A 15385-nucleotide genomic window follows, 5' to 3' on the forward strand; every position below is an offset into this window, starting at 1 on the left:
TTTGCGGGACATACATGCAAGGAAAATCCCATGTTCAACTTCAAGGAAATCGTTTCCGTTACGCTTATTCTTTTTTCTGTGATCGATGTGCTTGGTTCATTGCCGGTTATTGTTGATTTCAGGAAAAAGCTGGGGAAAATCGAGTCCGAAAAAGCAACGCTGGCAGCAGGATTCATTATGATTGTGTTTCTGTTTCTGGGCGAAAGGCTGCTGTCTCTTTTTGGAGTTGATGTCGCCTCCTTTGCCATTGCAGGCGCCATTATCCTTTTTCTGCTAGGAATGGAAATGATTTTGGGAAGGAATATTTTCAAGCACGATGACCTGGATGTGGGAACTGCTTCCATCGTACCCATTGCATTTCCGATCATTGCCGGTGCCGCCACAATGACGACCTTGCTTGCCTTGCGCTCCACCTATCAGATCCAGAACATACTGATCGGCATTTTACTGAATCTGTTCTTTGTATATCTGGTTTTGAAATCGTCCAACTGGATCGAAAACAAACTTGGAACGGGCGGAACGGACATTCTCAGAAAGGTTTTCGGGATTATACTTCTGGCCATTTCCATTAAATTATTCAAAACAAACCTGATTATTTAGCCGGTAACATTTCAGGCGATCAGGATAAATTATTTTAAAATCAACATAAAATGCAGCAACTGGACAGCCTTAATCAGGTCGCAGAATTTCATACCACTTTCAGGCATCCGATTCTGGAAAAGCCTACAATCCCGTCCGAAGAACGTTCACGACTCCGTGTGGCCTTGCTTGCCGAAGAACTGAAAGAACTGGAAGTAGCCATTCTGGAAAAAGACATTGTGGAAGTCGCCGACGCACTCTGCGATCTGCAGTATGTATTGTCGGGCGCCGTGCTGGAATTTGGTCTTGGGGAAAAATTCAGGGCGCTTTTTGATGAAGTACAACGCTCCAATATGTCGAAAGCCTGTCTGAACGTGGAGGAAGCAGAAGCGACCGTGGCGCATTACAAGGCAAAAGGAACGGATTGCTATTATAAGGAAGACAATGGCAAATACCTGGTTTACAGAACTGCCGATGACAAAACACTGAAGAATATCAATTATTCTCCGGCTGATCTGGTTTCCATTCTGAGCTGATAACTTTATTTAAATACTTTCTGCTTATGTCATCAGTTCTTGACCGTTTTCTTCAGTACGTAAAAATCGATACGCAGTCAGACCCGGATTCGGAAACTTTTCCAAGTACGTCCAAGCAAAAAGACCTGAGCAAACTGCTTGTTTCGCAATTGCTTGAAATGGGAATTCAGGATGCGCATCTGGATGAACACGGCTATGTCTACGCAACGGTTCCTTCCAATTCGGAAAAAACGGACATTCCGGTAATCTGCTTCTGCTCGCATGTGGACACATCGCCTGATGTAACCGGAGCCAATGTAAAACCGATCGTACACAAAAACTGGAACGGTGCCGACATCATTCTGCCCGACGACCCGACACAGGTTTTGCAGATCGGCGAACTGCACGATCTCGATCAGCAGATCGGCAATGATATTGTAACGGCAAGCGGCACTACGTTGCTTGGTGCGGATAATAAAGCAGGCGTTGCGGAAATCATGGCAGCCGTTGAATTCCTGCAGACGCATCCTGAAATCAAACACGGCCCGATCAAGATTCTTTTTACGCCGGACGAAGAAGTAGGCCGCGGAACCGAGAAAGTGGATCTTGAAAAACTGGGTGCCGATTTCGGGTATACCGTGGATGGCGAAGCGGTGGGAACGCTGGAAGACGAAACCTTTTCTGCCGACGGTGTGAAAATCACGATTCACGGCGTAAGCACGCATCCCGGCTATGCGCTGGACAAGCTGGAAAATGCGCTGAAAATTGCCGGACAGATTCTTGCTGCACTGCCCAAAGCACTTTCACCGGAAGCCACCAAAGACAAGGAAGGGTTTATTCATCCCGTTCAAATGGAAGGCATTCAGGAAAAAGCCGTACTGAGCTTTATCATACGTGATTTTACCGAAAGCGGCCTGCATGAAAAAGAAGCTTTGCTGAAAGAAATTACGGATGACGTTCTGAGGCACTTTCCCAATTCCACGGCCGAGTTCAAGGTTACGGAGCAATACCGGAACATGAAAGAAGTGCTGGACCTGCATCCTGAAGTGACGGAAAATGCATTTCTGGCGATGAAGCGGCTTGGCATGAACCCTGTTCAGAGAAGCATTCGTGGCGGTACGGACGGCTCGCGTTTGTCGTTTATGGGACTTCCATGCCCGAATATTTTTGCCGGCGAACATGCTTTTCATTCGCGACTGGAATGGGTTTCGGTGCAGGATATGGAAAAAGCCGTGGAAGTAATTGTAAATATATGCCGGATTTGGGAAGAGAAAGCCTGAAAACGGATCTTATAAACAGTTACCAATACGCAAAGAATTAATTGATATGGCAAAGAAGACCAAATATTACGTAGTATGGCAAGGGAGGAAAACAGGCGTTTTTACAGACTGGAAAGAATGCGAAGCGCAGATCAAAGGTTTTGACGATGCCCGTTACAAATCATTTGAATCCATTCAGGAAGCAGAGGCAGCCATTCAGCGTAATTACTGGGAATTTGTTGCCAAAAAGGAAAATAACAAACCGGCTTTAACCAAGGAAGCGCCGGCCAGTATCGGCCGGCCGATCAAAAACAGCATTGCCGTGGATGCCGCCTGGAACACAGCTTCCGGCGACATGGAATATCAGGGCATTTACTATGCAACTGGCGAGCGGCTTTTTTTACAAGGGCCTTTTAAAGATGCAACGAACAACATCGGCGAATTTCTGGCCATTGTCCATGCGCTTGCCTACCTGCAGAAAAAGGAAAGTGACTTGCCCATTTACAGCGATTCCAGAACGGCGATCAGCTGGATCAGGAAAAAACATGCTAACACAAAGCTCGAACTGACGCCCCGGAACAAACCGGTTTTCGAAATGCTGCAAAGAGCCGAACGCTGGCTGGCAACCAATTCGTTTTCCAATAAAATTCTGAAATGGGAAACGGAATACTGGGGCGAAAACCCGGCTGATTTCGGACGAAAATAGACGCATATGGCCCGGAATTCCACTTTTCATTTCAAGCAGTTTACAATCTGGCAGGATAAATGTGCGATGAAAGTTTGTACGGATGCCTGCGTGTTCGGAGCCTGGACAAACCTGGAAAATGCAGGTCGTGTGCTCGATATCGGCGCCGGAACGGGTTTGCTTTCGCTGATGTCCGCGCAGAGAAATACCCATGCTCGGATCGATGCCGTGGAAATTGACACCGATGCTTTTGAACAGGCGGGTGAAAATGTTGCAAAAAGTCCGTTTCATAACCGTATAAAACTGTATCATACTGCCATACAGCTTTTTGATCCGGGTTTTCAGTACGATGTGATCATCAGTAACCCGCCATTTTTTCAGGATGATCTGAAATCGCCTGACAAAAAGAAAAATCTTGCGCATCATGCACATTCGCTTGACTTTGAAGAACTTGTTGCTGCGGTTAACCGGCTGCTTTTGCCTTCCGGTAAATTTCAGGTTCTTTTTCCGGTGGAAGAAGGGACAAGGTTTCAGCAAAAAGCAGAAAATGCCGGCTTGGTTTTAAACCGTAAGCTCGCGCTTTGTCACCATTCGGGTAAAAATCCTTTCCGGCTGCTTATGGAATTTCAAAAGACTGAAAAATATGCTGCTCCTGTAATTGAAAATGTATTGTATATCTATGAGAATGATGGAGTTACCTATCATCCGTCGTTCCGGGATTTAATGAAAGACTTTTATTTAATATTTTGATCAGGAAAAATACGAACTTTGCTGTAATACCGGCCTCGTGCTTTGCCATTGAACTTTATTCATGATCGATTCAGTAATTCAGATTTCCGTAGTTGTCCCTCTTTACAATGAAGAAGAGTCGCTTCCCGAGCTAGCCGAATGGATTGAAAGGGTCATGGACGAAAATGGTTTTTCATACGAAATCCTGTTTATTGACGATGGCAGCAGCGATTTGTCTTGGTCTGTCATTACCCGGCTTTCTTCTGTCAATCCGCACATCCACGGGTTTCGCTTTGTCCGCAATTACGGGAAAACCGCTGCATTGCAGACCGGCTTTCAGGCGACAAGAGGCGAAGTCGTCATTACAATGGACGCCGATCTTCAGGACAGTCCCGACGAAATCCCGGATTTGTACCGCATGATCACGCAGGAAAGATACGATCTGGTTTCGGGCTGGAAAAAGAAGCGGTATGACCCAATTTCCAAGACGATTCCCACCAAAATTTTCAATGCGGCTACACGAAGCATTTCCGGCGTATCGCTGCACGATTTCAACTGCGGCTTAAAGGCATACCGTAAAGAAGTGGTAAAAAACATTACGATTTACGGCGAAATGCACCGTTATATTCCGGTTATCGCCAAGTGGAACGGTTTCAGGAAAATAGGTGAAAAAGTAGTTCAGCACCGTGCCCGCAAATACGGCTATACCAAGTTCGGCCTTGAAAGATTTATTTTTGGCTTTCTGGATTTGCTTTCGATTGCCTTTGTGAATAAGTTTGGGCGACGACCCATGCATTTGTTTGGCAGTCTTGGAACGCTCATGTTTTTTCTTGGAAGCATTATAGCATTCTGGCTTTTAGGTAAAAAGCTATATAATATTTATCATCTGCAGCCTTACCGGAATGTTACTGAAAACCCGCTTTTCTTTCTGGCGCTGGTGGCAATCATGGTGGGTTCGCAATTATTTTTAGCCGGTTTCCTTGGAGAGCTGTTTGTAAAGCAGTCCATATCGAAAACCGGTGATTACAACATTTCCAGTCGGGTTGGCAGTTAGAACACTTAAACACATTAAAAAATTAAAAGATATTACATTCTATATAAATAATGATAGCTAACGTACACAAAGCACATCCCTGGCACGGGATTCCAATGGGTGAAAATGCACCTGAACTTGTAACTGCATTTATTGAAATCGTTCCGACTGATACTGTAAAATACGAAATTGACAAGGCGACGGGTTATCTGAAAATTGACCGTCCTCAAAAATATTCCAACATTGTTCCTGCACTGTACGGATTCATCCCCAAAACGTATTGTGCCGAAAAAATTGCATTGCTGGCCAGAGAGCGTTCCGGACGCGATGTGACCGAAGGAGACGGTGATCCGCTGGATATCATTGTATTGTGCGAGAAAATCATTTCTCACGGTAACATTATGTGCGAAGCCAAGCCTATCGGCGGAATCCGTCTGATTGATGGCGGTGAAGCAGATGATAAAATCATTGCCGTCCTGAAAGGAGATGAAGTATACGGTGCATTTTCAGACCTGAGCGAACTGCCTGAAGGAATTATCGAGCGTCTGAAGCATTACTTCCTTACTTACAAAAACCTGCCGGGCGAAAAAGCACATATTGAAATCACCAATGTTTACGGAAAAGAAGAGGCGCATGAAGTAATTCTGACGTCTGTTGAAGATTACAAACATTCGTATTACTGAAAATATAATTTACCTCAGGTTTAATACCGTTTGATCCGGAATTTTGAGCCGTCCCCGCTAGGGACGGCTTTTGTTTATTCTTATCTTTGTGCAAATTTTTATAGAATCGGTATCGCTGGCAGGCATAATCAAAAAGCTGAATAAAAAGCGCTTACAAATCCTGCCGGAAAGATATTGGAAGATGTTTATCAGTCTGATATGAGTAATATACAAGAAATAAAAAAACGCCGCACTTTTGCGATCATCAGTCACCCGGATGCGGGGAAAACGACGCTAACGGAAAAGCTGCTGCTTTTCGGAGGCGCCATCCAGACGGCAGGTGCGGTAAAATCCAATAAAATCAAAAAGACGGCGACTTCGGATTTCATGGAAATTGAAAAGCAGAGAGGTATTTCGGTCGCTACGTCCGTCATGACATTTGAATACCATGATTTGCTGATCAATATTCTGGATACGCCCGGTCACAAGGATTTTGCAGAAGATACGTACCGTACGCTTACCGCCGTGGACAGCGTTATTCTCGTCATTGATTGTGTAAAAGGCGTTGAAGAGCAAACCGAAAGGCTCATGGAAGTGTGCCGCATGCGCAATACGCCGGTGATCGTGTTTGTGAACAAGCTGGACCGCGAAGGCCGGAACCCGTTTGAACTGCTGGATGAACTTGAAACCAAGCTTGGCATTCGCGTAAGGCCGCTTACATGGCCGATCAATATGGGTGCTGAATTTAAAGGCGTGTACAGCCTGTACGAACAAATGCTGTATTTCTTTAAAATCAACAAAACCAAAATAGAACGAGACGTTGCCAAAGTAGGGCTGGACGATGAAAACCTGGAATCGCTGGTCGGCGAGCGCGATGCTTTGCAACTGATCGAAGATGTGGAACTGGTTGAAGGCGTGTACGATGCGTTTTCAGAAGATGCTTATCAGAAAGGGCAGCTTGCACCCGTGTTTTTTGGAAGCGCTATCAATAACTTTGGTATCAAGGAATTGCTTGATACTTTCTGTCAGATTTCCCCGATTCCGCAGCCACGTCCGACGGACGTACGCGAAGTGGAACCAACGGAGCCAAAATTCACCGGTTTTGTATTTAAAATACACGCAAATCTTGATCCGCGTCACCGCGACCGGATTGCTTTTTTAAGGATTTGTTCTGGTAAATTCGAACGTGGCAAGTTTTACAAGCATGTGCGTCTCGGCAAAGAAGTTCGGTTTTCAAGTCCGTTTACCTTTATGGCTTCGGACAAAAGTGTGTTGGACGAGGGCTTTCCCGGCGATGTAGTTGGCTTGTATGACACTGGAAGTTTTAAAATCGGAGACACGCTGACAGAAGGTGAAAATCTTCAGTTTTCAGGAATTCCGAGCTTTTCGCCCGAAATTTTCAAGGAACTCATTAATATGGACCCGATGAAATCCAAGCAGCTGGAAAAAGGTATTCAGCAGCTTACGGACGAAGGCGTTGCACAGCTTTTTACGCTGGACCTTGGAAACCGGAAAGTAGTCGGTACCGTGGGTGAACTGCAGTTTGATGTAATCCAGTATCGTCTGGAACATGAATATGGTGCTAAATGCCGCTGGGTTCCGATGAACATTTCGCGTGCATGCTGGCTTACTGCAGATGAAAAACCGGCTATGGATCAGTTTGTCCGCCTGAAAGGAAATCAGATTGCCTACGATAAAGACCGCAATCCGGTATTTCTGGCCGAATCCGAATGGATGATCCGGATGAACCGAGAAAACAATCCGGCCATTCATTTCCATTTTACCTCCGAATTTAAAACGGAAATGGCCGTTTGAAAAAGAACAGGCATATAATCCGTATTCAAGTGGATTGTATGCCTGTGACAAATGAAATCAGTTTATTAAATGTCATTCGTGGTCAACGGATCATTTATAGTTAAGGGTTGTTTTTGGTTAAAAGTCATTTTTTGTCAATAGGTCATTTTTAGTCAAAGGTTGTTTTTAGATAAATGTCATTTATGATCAATGAGTCATTTTTTGTAAAAGATTGTTTATTAGTGATGGTTTGGCAATAGTATAGGGCTTTTTTATTAAAAATCGTTTCAAGTTTTAGAGGCAATTCTCCCCTCGTCCTTTCCTCCGCTTTCCCATTTATCCAAAATTCAAGATTTTTCTGACCATTCATCCTTTGTCCCTTCCTCCATTTTCCTTTCCTTCCTTAATCCCAACTTCAAGGCTTTACCGGCGACTCGTCACTTGGTCCTCTTCCTCCGTTATTCCTTCTGTCTTCCAGCATGGTTTTGTATTTTTCCTGCTGTTCAACGGTCAGGATTTTTGCAATTTCCGTGTTGAAAGTTTCCATGGAAGCACGCATTTGCGCACGGTCCTGCGTCTGTGATTCCCTCATTTCCTGCATTTTCTGAACTCTTGCCAAATTCAGCGCATAAACCTGCTTCTGCTGTTCGTCGGAAAGGTCAAGCCTTTCCGTCATGGTTTTTGTCTGGTTTTCGGCGCGCTGTTCCGGCGTCAGGTCTGAATTCCGGCCTTGTGCAAATGCAGCGAAACTTGCCAGTGTCAATATCAGGGCAAAAAGTCCTTTCCTCATGGTTTTTTGGTTTTGTTACAACGGTTAGAGAAGATTTTCGGCAAAAGGTTTAAACAGCCGATTGAATTTAGCTAACGTTTTCCGAAAGGTATTTTAATTTTTAGATCAACGATTCCACAAGCGTTTTCCATTCCTCCTGCAGTGAACCTCTGAAAACATCCGCGCCAGCTCTTCTGTACCAGTAACCGGCATTCCCGTTGTCGCCTTCCACCCGGTGCAGATAGGCATGCAGGCGGTCGTACGGACGGGTTCCTTCCTTGCTTTGCGCAATGTTATGCGCTGCTTCCCAGTTTCCCTTTGCATCGTGCCAGAGTGCTTCCAGCAGCACCGGAATTCCAGCCGGCGGCGTAGTTCCGGAAAGTGATTCTTTAAATTGATCGTATGTCATACTAAGTGCTTGAATAAACGTAAACGGGATAACTGTTGCAAAAAAATGAAATTTACATAAAGATTTTATAAGCTGATTGTAACTTCTTCTGATTACGTGCCGTTAGTCCGGCTTTTTAGTTTTTCATTGTATATTGTACATTCTATTTGCTATCAAACTGACAATTATGTTTAAACGGTTATCAACATTACTTGCCGGCATTTCACTAAGTATTTTTTGTTACGGGCAGGAAACATTTCCTCAGAACGGTGCTTACGACGAACGGCCGGGGCGCTATGCATTCACCAACGCCGTCATCGTCGTGGATTCCAGAACTGTAATTACCAACGGCACATTGCTGATAGAAAACGGAATCATTCGGGAGGCAGGCAAACAGGTTAAAATCCCTTCCGGAACAGTTATAACAGACCTCAAAGGAAAATACATTTATCCTTCACTGATCGATCTGGATTCGGATTACGGAATGCCCGAGGTTAGAAGAATGCCATCAGCCGGCAGCCGCCAGACTCCGCAGCTGGAATCAAATAAAAAAGGCGCTTTTGGCTGGAACCAGGCGATTCAGGCGGAAAATGATGCGAGTGAACTGTTTGTGCCCGATACCAAAAAAGCGGCTGATCTTCGTAAGCTGGGTTTCGGAACCGTTCTGGTGCATGATCATGACGGGATCGTGCGCGGAAACGGCTCGGTTGTGACACTGAACGAAGGCCCGGCCAACACAGCCATTCTCATCAGAAAGGCATCGGCGCATTTTTCATTCAGCAAAGGTTCTTCCTCGCAAACGTATCCGTCGTCAACAATGGGCGTTGTGGCTCTGCTGAGGCAAAATTATTACGATGCAGACTGGTATGCAAAAGCAGAAAAATCCAAGGAAACCAACATTTCTCTTGAAGCATTTAACCAGATCAAAACGCTGCCGTCGTTTTTTGAGACCAACGACAAATACAGTTTGCTGCGTGCGGACAAAGTAGGGGATGAGTTCGGAGTGCAATATGTTATCCGTGGCGGAGGCGACGAATATCAGCGTTTGAACGAAATCAAGGCTACAAAAGCAACGCTGATTATGCCATTGAATTTTCCCGATGCTTACGACGTAGCTGATCCCTGGGATGCGGATCTGGTGAGTATGTCGGAGTTGAAGCACTGGGAACTGGCTCCTAAAAACCCGGCAGAAATTGCCAAAGCAGGAATACCGTTTGCACTGACTTCCGCAGGAATGAAAAACAGATCGGACTTCTGGAAAAATATCAAAACTGCTATAAACTACGGCTTGCCAAAAGAAAAAGCACTGGAAGCACTGACTACTCTGCCGGCCAGATTAATGAAGGCAGAAGACAAGGTCGGCAGTCTGAAAACGGGTATGCTGGCGAATTTTATCATTACTTCCCAAGACCTTTTTGACAAGGACAACATCATTTATGAAAACTGGGTGCAGGGCAAAAAATTTATCCTGGCGCCGATAGATGCACCGGATATCCGCGGAACGTATAGTTTATCACTGAATAACCAATCAACCGGAAAACTTCAGATTACAGGTTCTGTCGAAAAGCCGGACTATAAAGTAATTCTTCGTGATTCAGTAAAAATTACCCCGAAAACGATTCTTACGGATGAACTGCTTACACTTACTTATCAGCCGGACAAAAGCAAGTCGGAAACCATTCGGCTTACGGGATGGAAATCGGATACCGGACTTACCGGCGAAGGCAAACTGCCGGACGGCTCCGTTGTTCCGTGGACAGCCGTTTTGTCAGAAAAGTTTCAGGCAAGCGCAGCAAAAGATTCCCTAAAAGCAGATTCGGTACAAACCGGGAAAATACTTTACCCGTTTGTAGGCTACGGAAATGAAGAACTGCCAAAATCCGAAACGGTACTGATCCGAAATGCAACGGTATGGACCAATGAAAACGACGGTATTTTACAGAATACGGACGTTATTGTTCAGAATGGTAAAATTTCAAAAATCGGAAAATCATTGTCAGCGCCTTCCGGCGCACGCACCGTGGACGGTTCCGGCAAGCACCTCACAAGCGGAATTATAGACGAACATTCGCATATCGCACTGTTTACCATCAACGAAGGCGGCCAGTCCAGTTCAGCGGAAGTACGCATGAGCGATGTTATCAATCCCGACGATATCAACATTTACCGTCAGCTTGCCGGCGGGGTTACTGCTTCGCATCTGCTGCATGGTTCCGCCAATTCCATCGGCGGGCAAAGTGCGCTGATCAAGCTGAAATGGGGCGCAAGCCAGAACGAAATGCTGCTGCCGGAAGTAAAAACGATCAAGTTTGCACTCGGAGAAAATGTGAAGCAATCCAACTGGGGCGATATCGTCAGAACGCGTTTTCCGCAAACAAGAATGGGCGTGGAGCAGGTTTATTTTGACCATTTTCTAAGAGCAAAGGAATATGCAAACCGCTGGAAAACCTACAATGCAGCATCGAAAAAATCGGCCTCCGGCGCACCAAGGCGTGATATTGAACTGGACGCACTTGCGGAAATTCTTGCAAGCGAGCGTTTTATAACTTGCCATTCCTATGTGCAGTCGGAAATAAATATGCTGATGCACGTAGCGGATTCGCTTAACTTTAAAATCAACACGTTTACGCATATTCTGGAAGGGTACAAAGTAGCGGACAAAATGGCCAAACGAGGAATCGGCGGTTCGACATTTGCGGATTGGTGGGCTTACAAAATGGAGGTAAAAGAAGCCATTCCTTATAATGCCGCTTTGATGTATCATGAAGGAATTACAGTTGCGATCAATTCGGATGACGCGGAAATGGCACGGCGCCTGAATCAGGAAGCGGCCAAAACGGTTGAATACGGCGGCGTTCCCGAAGCCGAAGCGTGGAAAATGGTTACGTTAAATCCTGCCAAATTACTGCATATCGACAACCGAACCGGAAGCATCAAGTCCGGAAAAGATGCCGATCTTGTTCTCTGGAATACCAATCCGCTGTCTATTTATGCACGCCCTGAATTTACAATGATTGAAGGCGCTGTTTATTTTGACAGGAAAAAAGATGAGGAAAAACAAAAATCCATTGCAGCCGAGCGCGAAAGGCTCATCCAGAAAATGATCAGTGACAAGGCGGAAGGCAAACCGGTTCAGAAACCGCAATCTTCGCAGCCGCGCATGTGGCACTGCGAGGATATTGTTGGCATTCATGCAGAACAGGAAGCATCGAAATAATATTTAGTAAAATTCTTCAAGGTATATCATGGTAAAAAGTAAGTTTATTTTCTCTGCGTTTTGTTTGCTGGTTTCCTGTATGCTCGTCAGTAATTGTGGTTATGCGCAAAATCCGGCGCCTGCAACTGCGCAGGCAAAGCCCGTTATCCTGACCGGCGCAACCATTCACATCGGAAACGGACAGGTGCTGACAAACGGCGCCATTGCTTTTGACAAAGGAATCATCACGCAAATCGGCGCTGCGGGTTCCGTATCTTCAATAACCGGCGCTGAAACTATTGATGTAAGCGGCAAACATATTTATCCGGGCATTATTTCTCTGAATACAACGGTTGGCTTGCAGGAAGTTGCATCCGTACGCGCTACGCTGGATTATAATGAAGTCGGACAAATTAACCCGCACGTACGCGCACTGATTGCCTACAATACCGATTCGGAAGTAATCCCGACATTGCGCGGAAACGGAGTCCTGCTTTCTCAGGCTGTTCCGCAGGGCGGAATTATTTCAGGTTCTTCATCCGTTTTTTATACCGACGGCTGGAACTGGGAAGATGCCGTACTGAAAAAAGATGACGGAATCTGGCTGAGCTGGCCGCCGTTTCTGGAAAGCAGCTTCAGCAGCGAAGATTTCAGGGTTACGGTAAAAAGAAATGAAAAACGCCAGGAAGCGCTGGAAGTGTTCCGGACTACTTTCTCCGATGCAAAGGCTTATGCGGAAATTCAGCAGCCTGCCGTTGTAAATCTCAGACTGGCGGCGATGAAGCCTTTATTTGATGGTTCTGCAAACCTTTACATCCGGGCCGAATATGCAAAAGATATTGTGGAAGCTGTAAAGTTTGCGCGTGAGTTTGGCATTAAAAAAGTGGTGATTGCGGGTGGTGACGAATCGTACAAAGTGGCGGCTTTCCTGAAAGAAAATCAGGTTCCTGTCATTCTGAACCCGACACACCGACTTCCAAACCGCGTAGATGAAAATGTATACTTGCCTTACGAATTGCCGGGTATGCTGCATAAAGCCGGCGTTAAAGTGGCTATTACGTACACAGACGAATGGTGGCGCACCCGAAATCTTGCTTTTCTATCCGGAACTTCGGCCGGGTTCGGCGAGGTCACACCGGAAGAAGCATTGCGGTTTATAACCAGCAATGCAGCGGAAATTATCGGTGCGGAAAATACGGTGGGGACGCTGGAAAAAGGAAAACATGCATCTTTGCTCGTAGCAGACGGCGATATTCTTGATATGCGCGGCAACGTGGTGAAAATGGTTTTTGTAAAAGGCGGAAAGGTTAATCTGGACGATAAGCAGAAGCGGCTTTACGAGAAGTATAAAGTAAAATACAACCAGAAGTAAATAAAGGAACCATGCCGGAAAGCTCCGGCATGGTTCCTTTTAATCGTTTTTTATAAAGTTTAATCTTCGCTGATCAGACGTATTCCGTCATCGGAAATTTTGATTTGTCCTTGTCTGTACAAGCCTCCGATGGACTTTTTGAAAACTTTTTTGCTGATCTGAAGTCTTTTGTAAATTTCTTCCGGTGAACTGTTATCCGAAAGATTCAGAAACCCGCCGCTTTTTTTCAGTTCATCCAGAATTTGCCGTGCAGTCGGTTCCACAACTTCATAACCGCTTTTCTGCAGACTGATATCCAGCTTGTTTTCTTCCCGGATTTTTTTAACATAGCCTTTCAGAGAATCGCCAACTCTGATTTCCCTGAAAACTTCATTGGCATAAATCAGACCTTTATGGTATTGATTTACAATTGCATTGTAGCCAAGATCCGTTTTTTGCCAGATCAGAAGATCCACTTCGTCGCCTTCTTTTACCGTAAGTCTTTCATTTTCCAGAAAGCGGTCAATTTTGGTAGAAGCGATCAAACGGGATGATTTCTGATCCAGATACAGAAAAACGACATGCCATTCGCCCGGCTGCATCGGTGTGCTTTGCTCGCGAAATGGAACAAAAAGGTCTTTGATTAAACCCCAGTCCATAAAAGCGCCGTGTTCCGTTACATCCTTGACTTCCAGAAAGGCAAATTCATTACGGATGATTTTCGGGGTTTCGGTTGTAGCTACCGGCCGGTCTTCAGAGTCGAGGTATACAAACACACGGATTGTATCGTCAATCTGCATCTCGTCCGTGAGATATTGATTGGGCAGCAGCACTTCTTCGCCTTCCACATCACTCAGGAACATGCCTACGCTCGTCAGGCGCTGGATTGTGAGGTTATTGTATTTTCCTATAAAAAGCATTCGTTATTCTTCTGAAGTTTGGCGTAAAGGTAACGCTTTCGGGTTACAATCGGATTTTTTGAGCTTTGCCGGATTGGAAACAAAGTTTTCTATACTTTTTCCGGGCTTTCAAAACTGCGTAATAACCATTCCGGATGCATGTTCCTTTATTTACTGAAGAATATTGCTTAGTCTTTTCAGTTCAATTTCCGCTGCCTTTGCTGCGTAATTAAGATTGATCATTCTGAAGCCGGCATCTTCGAAACTTCGCTGTGCTTCGCGAACATCGATAATAGTGGCCTGAATAAGCTCAAATCTTTGCAATGTAAGATCCAGCAACTGCTTACTGAGTGCGTAATTCAGCTTCTGCGTTTCCAGCTGCTGCAGTGAGCTCAGATAAGTCTGGTACATTTTGACGGCACCTGCATTGTAGTCCCTTACCAGAGAACTTTTCTGCAGTTTTGCACTGGACGTATTGATTTCCGCCACCTGCTGCTGCCTTTTATAGGCGGAGCCGTTGTAGATCGGAACAATGAGGCTGATTCCTGCATTGGGGCCGACGGTCCTGTTCAGCAGCGTAAATCCCGCCGCACTCTGGTTTCGTGAGTAATTGTATGCCGTATTGAAACGTACCGTAGGATATCTCAGCGCAGCCGTTTCCCTCGTGATCAGTTCATTGATTCGGATCTGGTGATCGGCAGCTTTTACATCGGCATTCAGCGTTATGCGTTCCAGAATGGTATCCAGATTCAGGTTGTTGTCTACCGTAATCGTGTCTTTGATCGTAACTGCCGACTTGGGGTCAAGCGTCAGAATCCTCAGCAGCTCCGTTTTGGCAACCTGCGCAATCATTTGCTGGTCCAGTAAAGTCTGGTTCAGCGTATTCAGATCGATTTGTGCCTGAAAAATATCGGCATTGTTCGCCATTCCGGCTTCTTTTCTGACTTTAAGAATTTCCAGACGCTTTTCCGAAGCCTGAATGGAAGTCCTGACTGTATTCACGTAGCTTAACTGCCGCACAACATCATAATAGCTCGTCATAACCAGTGCAATTGTATTCTGAACCAGCGAATTGAGCACTTCTGCGCTTTGAAATTGCTGTTCGGCAAGGCGCTTTTTGGTAGAAACAACACGTTTGCCGTTGTAAAGCAGAATTCCCGCTGCGAGGCTTGCCTGTGTATTGTTACCCGCAGCCGCGTTGCGGTTGATTACCGTACCGTCTGTCAGTCTCTGGTTAATCTCTGTAATTTGTTCTGTATTGGTGGCCGACGCTGTCACCAGCGGCAATCCGCCGGCAACGCCGTAGTTGTTCAGGATTGTATTGGCCTCTACATTGTTTTTTGCAATTTCTATGTCATAACTGTTTTTCAAGGCAAGTGCAATGGCATTATCCAGCGAAATGGTCAGACTGTCTACCGTTTGCTGGCAAAACGCCTGACTTCCGCAAAGCAGAAAAAACAGAAGTGTACTTTTTTTGTTTGTGAAAAGAGAAAACAGGTTCATGCAAAAACAATAATAATTTATAT

At 45.4% G+C, this 15385-nt stretch carries 14 protein-coding genes; 10 read left to right on the plus strand and 4 right to left on the minus strand.

The window, feature by feature from the left end; translation table 11 throughout:
- The first annotated feature begins 30 nt into the window (after positions 1–30).
- The 8 genes from FEM55_RS14140 to FEM55_RS14175 all read left to right on the plus strand — a co-directional run bounded on the left by FEM55_RS14140 (position 31) and on the right by FEM55_RS14175 (position 7277).
- Positions 31–600 (plus strand): MarC family protein, encoded by a 570-nt coding sequence (locus FEM55_RS14140; protein ID WP_138282574.1) that lies wholly within the window; start codon positions 31–33, stop codon positions 598–600.
- 50 nt (positions 601–650) lie between these two features.
- Positions 651–1115, plus strand: a complete 465-nt coding sequence (locus FEM55_RS14145) for a pyrophosphohydrolase domain-containing protein (protein ID WP_138282016.1) — start codon at positions 651–653, stop codon at positions 1113–1115.
- 26 nt (positions 1116–1141) lie between these two features.
- A complete protein-coding gene (gene pepT / locus FEM55_RS14150) occupies positions 1142–2374 on the plus strand; it encodes a peptidase T (RefSeq protein WP_138282017.1) in 1233 nt (410 codons plus the stop codon).
- A gap of 46 nt (positions 2375–2420) precedes the next feature.
- A complete protein-coding gene (locus tag FEM55_RS14155; RefSeq protein WP_138282018.1) occupies positions 2421–3059 on the plus strand; it encodes a ribonuclease H1 domain-containing protein in 639 nt (212 codons plus the stop codon).
- A gap of 6 nt (positions 3060–3065) precedes the next feature.
- On the plus strand, positions 3066–3788 hold the full coding sequence (locus FEM55_RS14160) for a tRNA1(Val) (adenine(37)-N6)-methyltransferase (protein ID WP_138282019.1): 723 nt from the start codon (positions 3066–3068) through the stop codon (positions 3786–3788).
- Between the two features lie 61 nt (positions 3789–3849).
- Entirely contained in the window at positions 3850–4821 is a 972-nt protein-coding gene (locus tag FEM55_RS14165; RefSeq protein ID WP_138282020.1) for a glycosyltransferase family 2 protein, read from the plus strand.
- Between the two features lie 50 nt (positions 4822–4871).
- A complete protein-coding gene (locus tag FEM55_RS14170) occupies positions 4872–5483 on the plus strand; it encodes an inorganic pyrophosphatase (protein ID WP_171036549.1) in 612 nt (203 codons plus the stop codon).
- A gap of 198 nt (positions 5484–5681) precedes the next feature.
- Positions 5682–7277: a peptide chain release factor 3 gene (locus FEM55_RS14175; RefSeq protein ID WP_138282021.1), complete on the plus strand. Its 1596-nt coding sequence runs from the start codon at positions 5682–5684 to the stop codon at positions 7275–7277.
- A gap of 394 nt (positions 7278–7671) precedes the next feature.
- Here FEM55_RS14175 and FEM55_RS14180 read toward each other — a convergent pair whose 3' ends face one another.
- Together FEM55_RS14180 and FEM55_RS14185 are read right to left on the minus strand one after the other, a co-directional pair.
- Positions 7672–8046, minus strand: coding sequence for a Spy/CpxP family protein refolding chaperone (locus FEM55_RS14180; protein WP_138282022.1), 375 nt, complete (start codon positions 8044–8046; stop codon positions 7672–7674).
- A gap of 100 nt (positions 8047–8146) precedes the next feature.
- Positions 8147–8434 carry a hypothetical protein gene (locus tag FEM55_RS14185; RefSeq protein ID WP_138282023.1) on the minus strand — a complete coding sequence of 96 codons (288 nt, stop codon included), beginning with the start codon at positions 8432–8434 and terminating at the stop codon, positions 8147–8149.
- Positions 8435–8600: 166 nt separating this feature from the next.
- Between FEM55_RS14185 and FEM55_RS14190 the strand changes: the two genes are divergently transcribed.
- The gene (locus FEM55_RS14190; protein WP_138282024.1) at positions 8601–11630 is read left to right on the plus strand and encodes an amidohydrolase family protein; all 3030 of its coding nucleotides are present in this window, start codon (positions 8601–8603) and stop codon (positions 11628–11630) included.
- Between the two features lie 79 nt (positions 11631–11709).
- Positions 11710–12981 carry an amidohydrolase family protein gene (locus FEM55_RS14195; protein WP_138282576.1) on the plus strand — a complete coding sequence of 424 codons (1272 nt, stop codon included), beginning with the start codon at positions 11710–11712 and terminating at the stop codon, positions 12979–12981.
- Positions 12982–13040: 59 nt separating this feature from the next.
- On the opposite strand, the gene FEM55_RS14200 is transcribed toward FEM55_RS14195, so the two are convergent.
- Positions 13041–13880, minus strand: coding sequence for a CvfB family protein (locus tag FEM55_RS14200; RefSeq protein ID WP_138282025.1), 840 nt, complete (start codon positions 13878–13880; stop codon positions 13041–13043).
- A gap of 150 nt (positions 13881–14030) precedes the next feature.
- Positions 14031–15362, minus strand: coding sequence for a TolC family protein (locus FEM55_RS14205; protein ID WP_138282026.1), 1332 nt, complete (start codon positions 15360–15362; stop codon positions 14031–14033).
- Between the last annotated feature and the right edge of the window lie 23 nt (positions 15363–15385).

The sequence above is a fragment of the Dyadobacter sediminis genome, from assembly GCF_005860765.1.
Classification (GTDB): domain Bacteria; phylum Bacteroidota; class Bacteroidia; order Cytophagales; family Spirosomataceae; genus Dyadobacter; species Dyadobacter sediminis.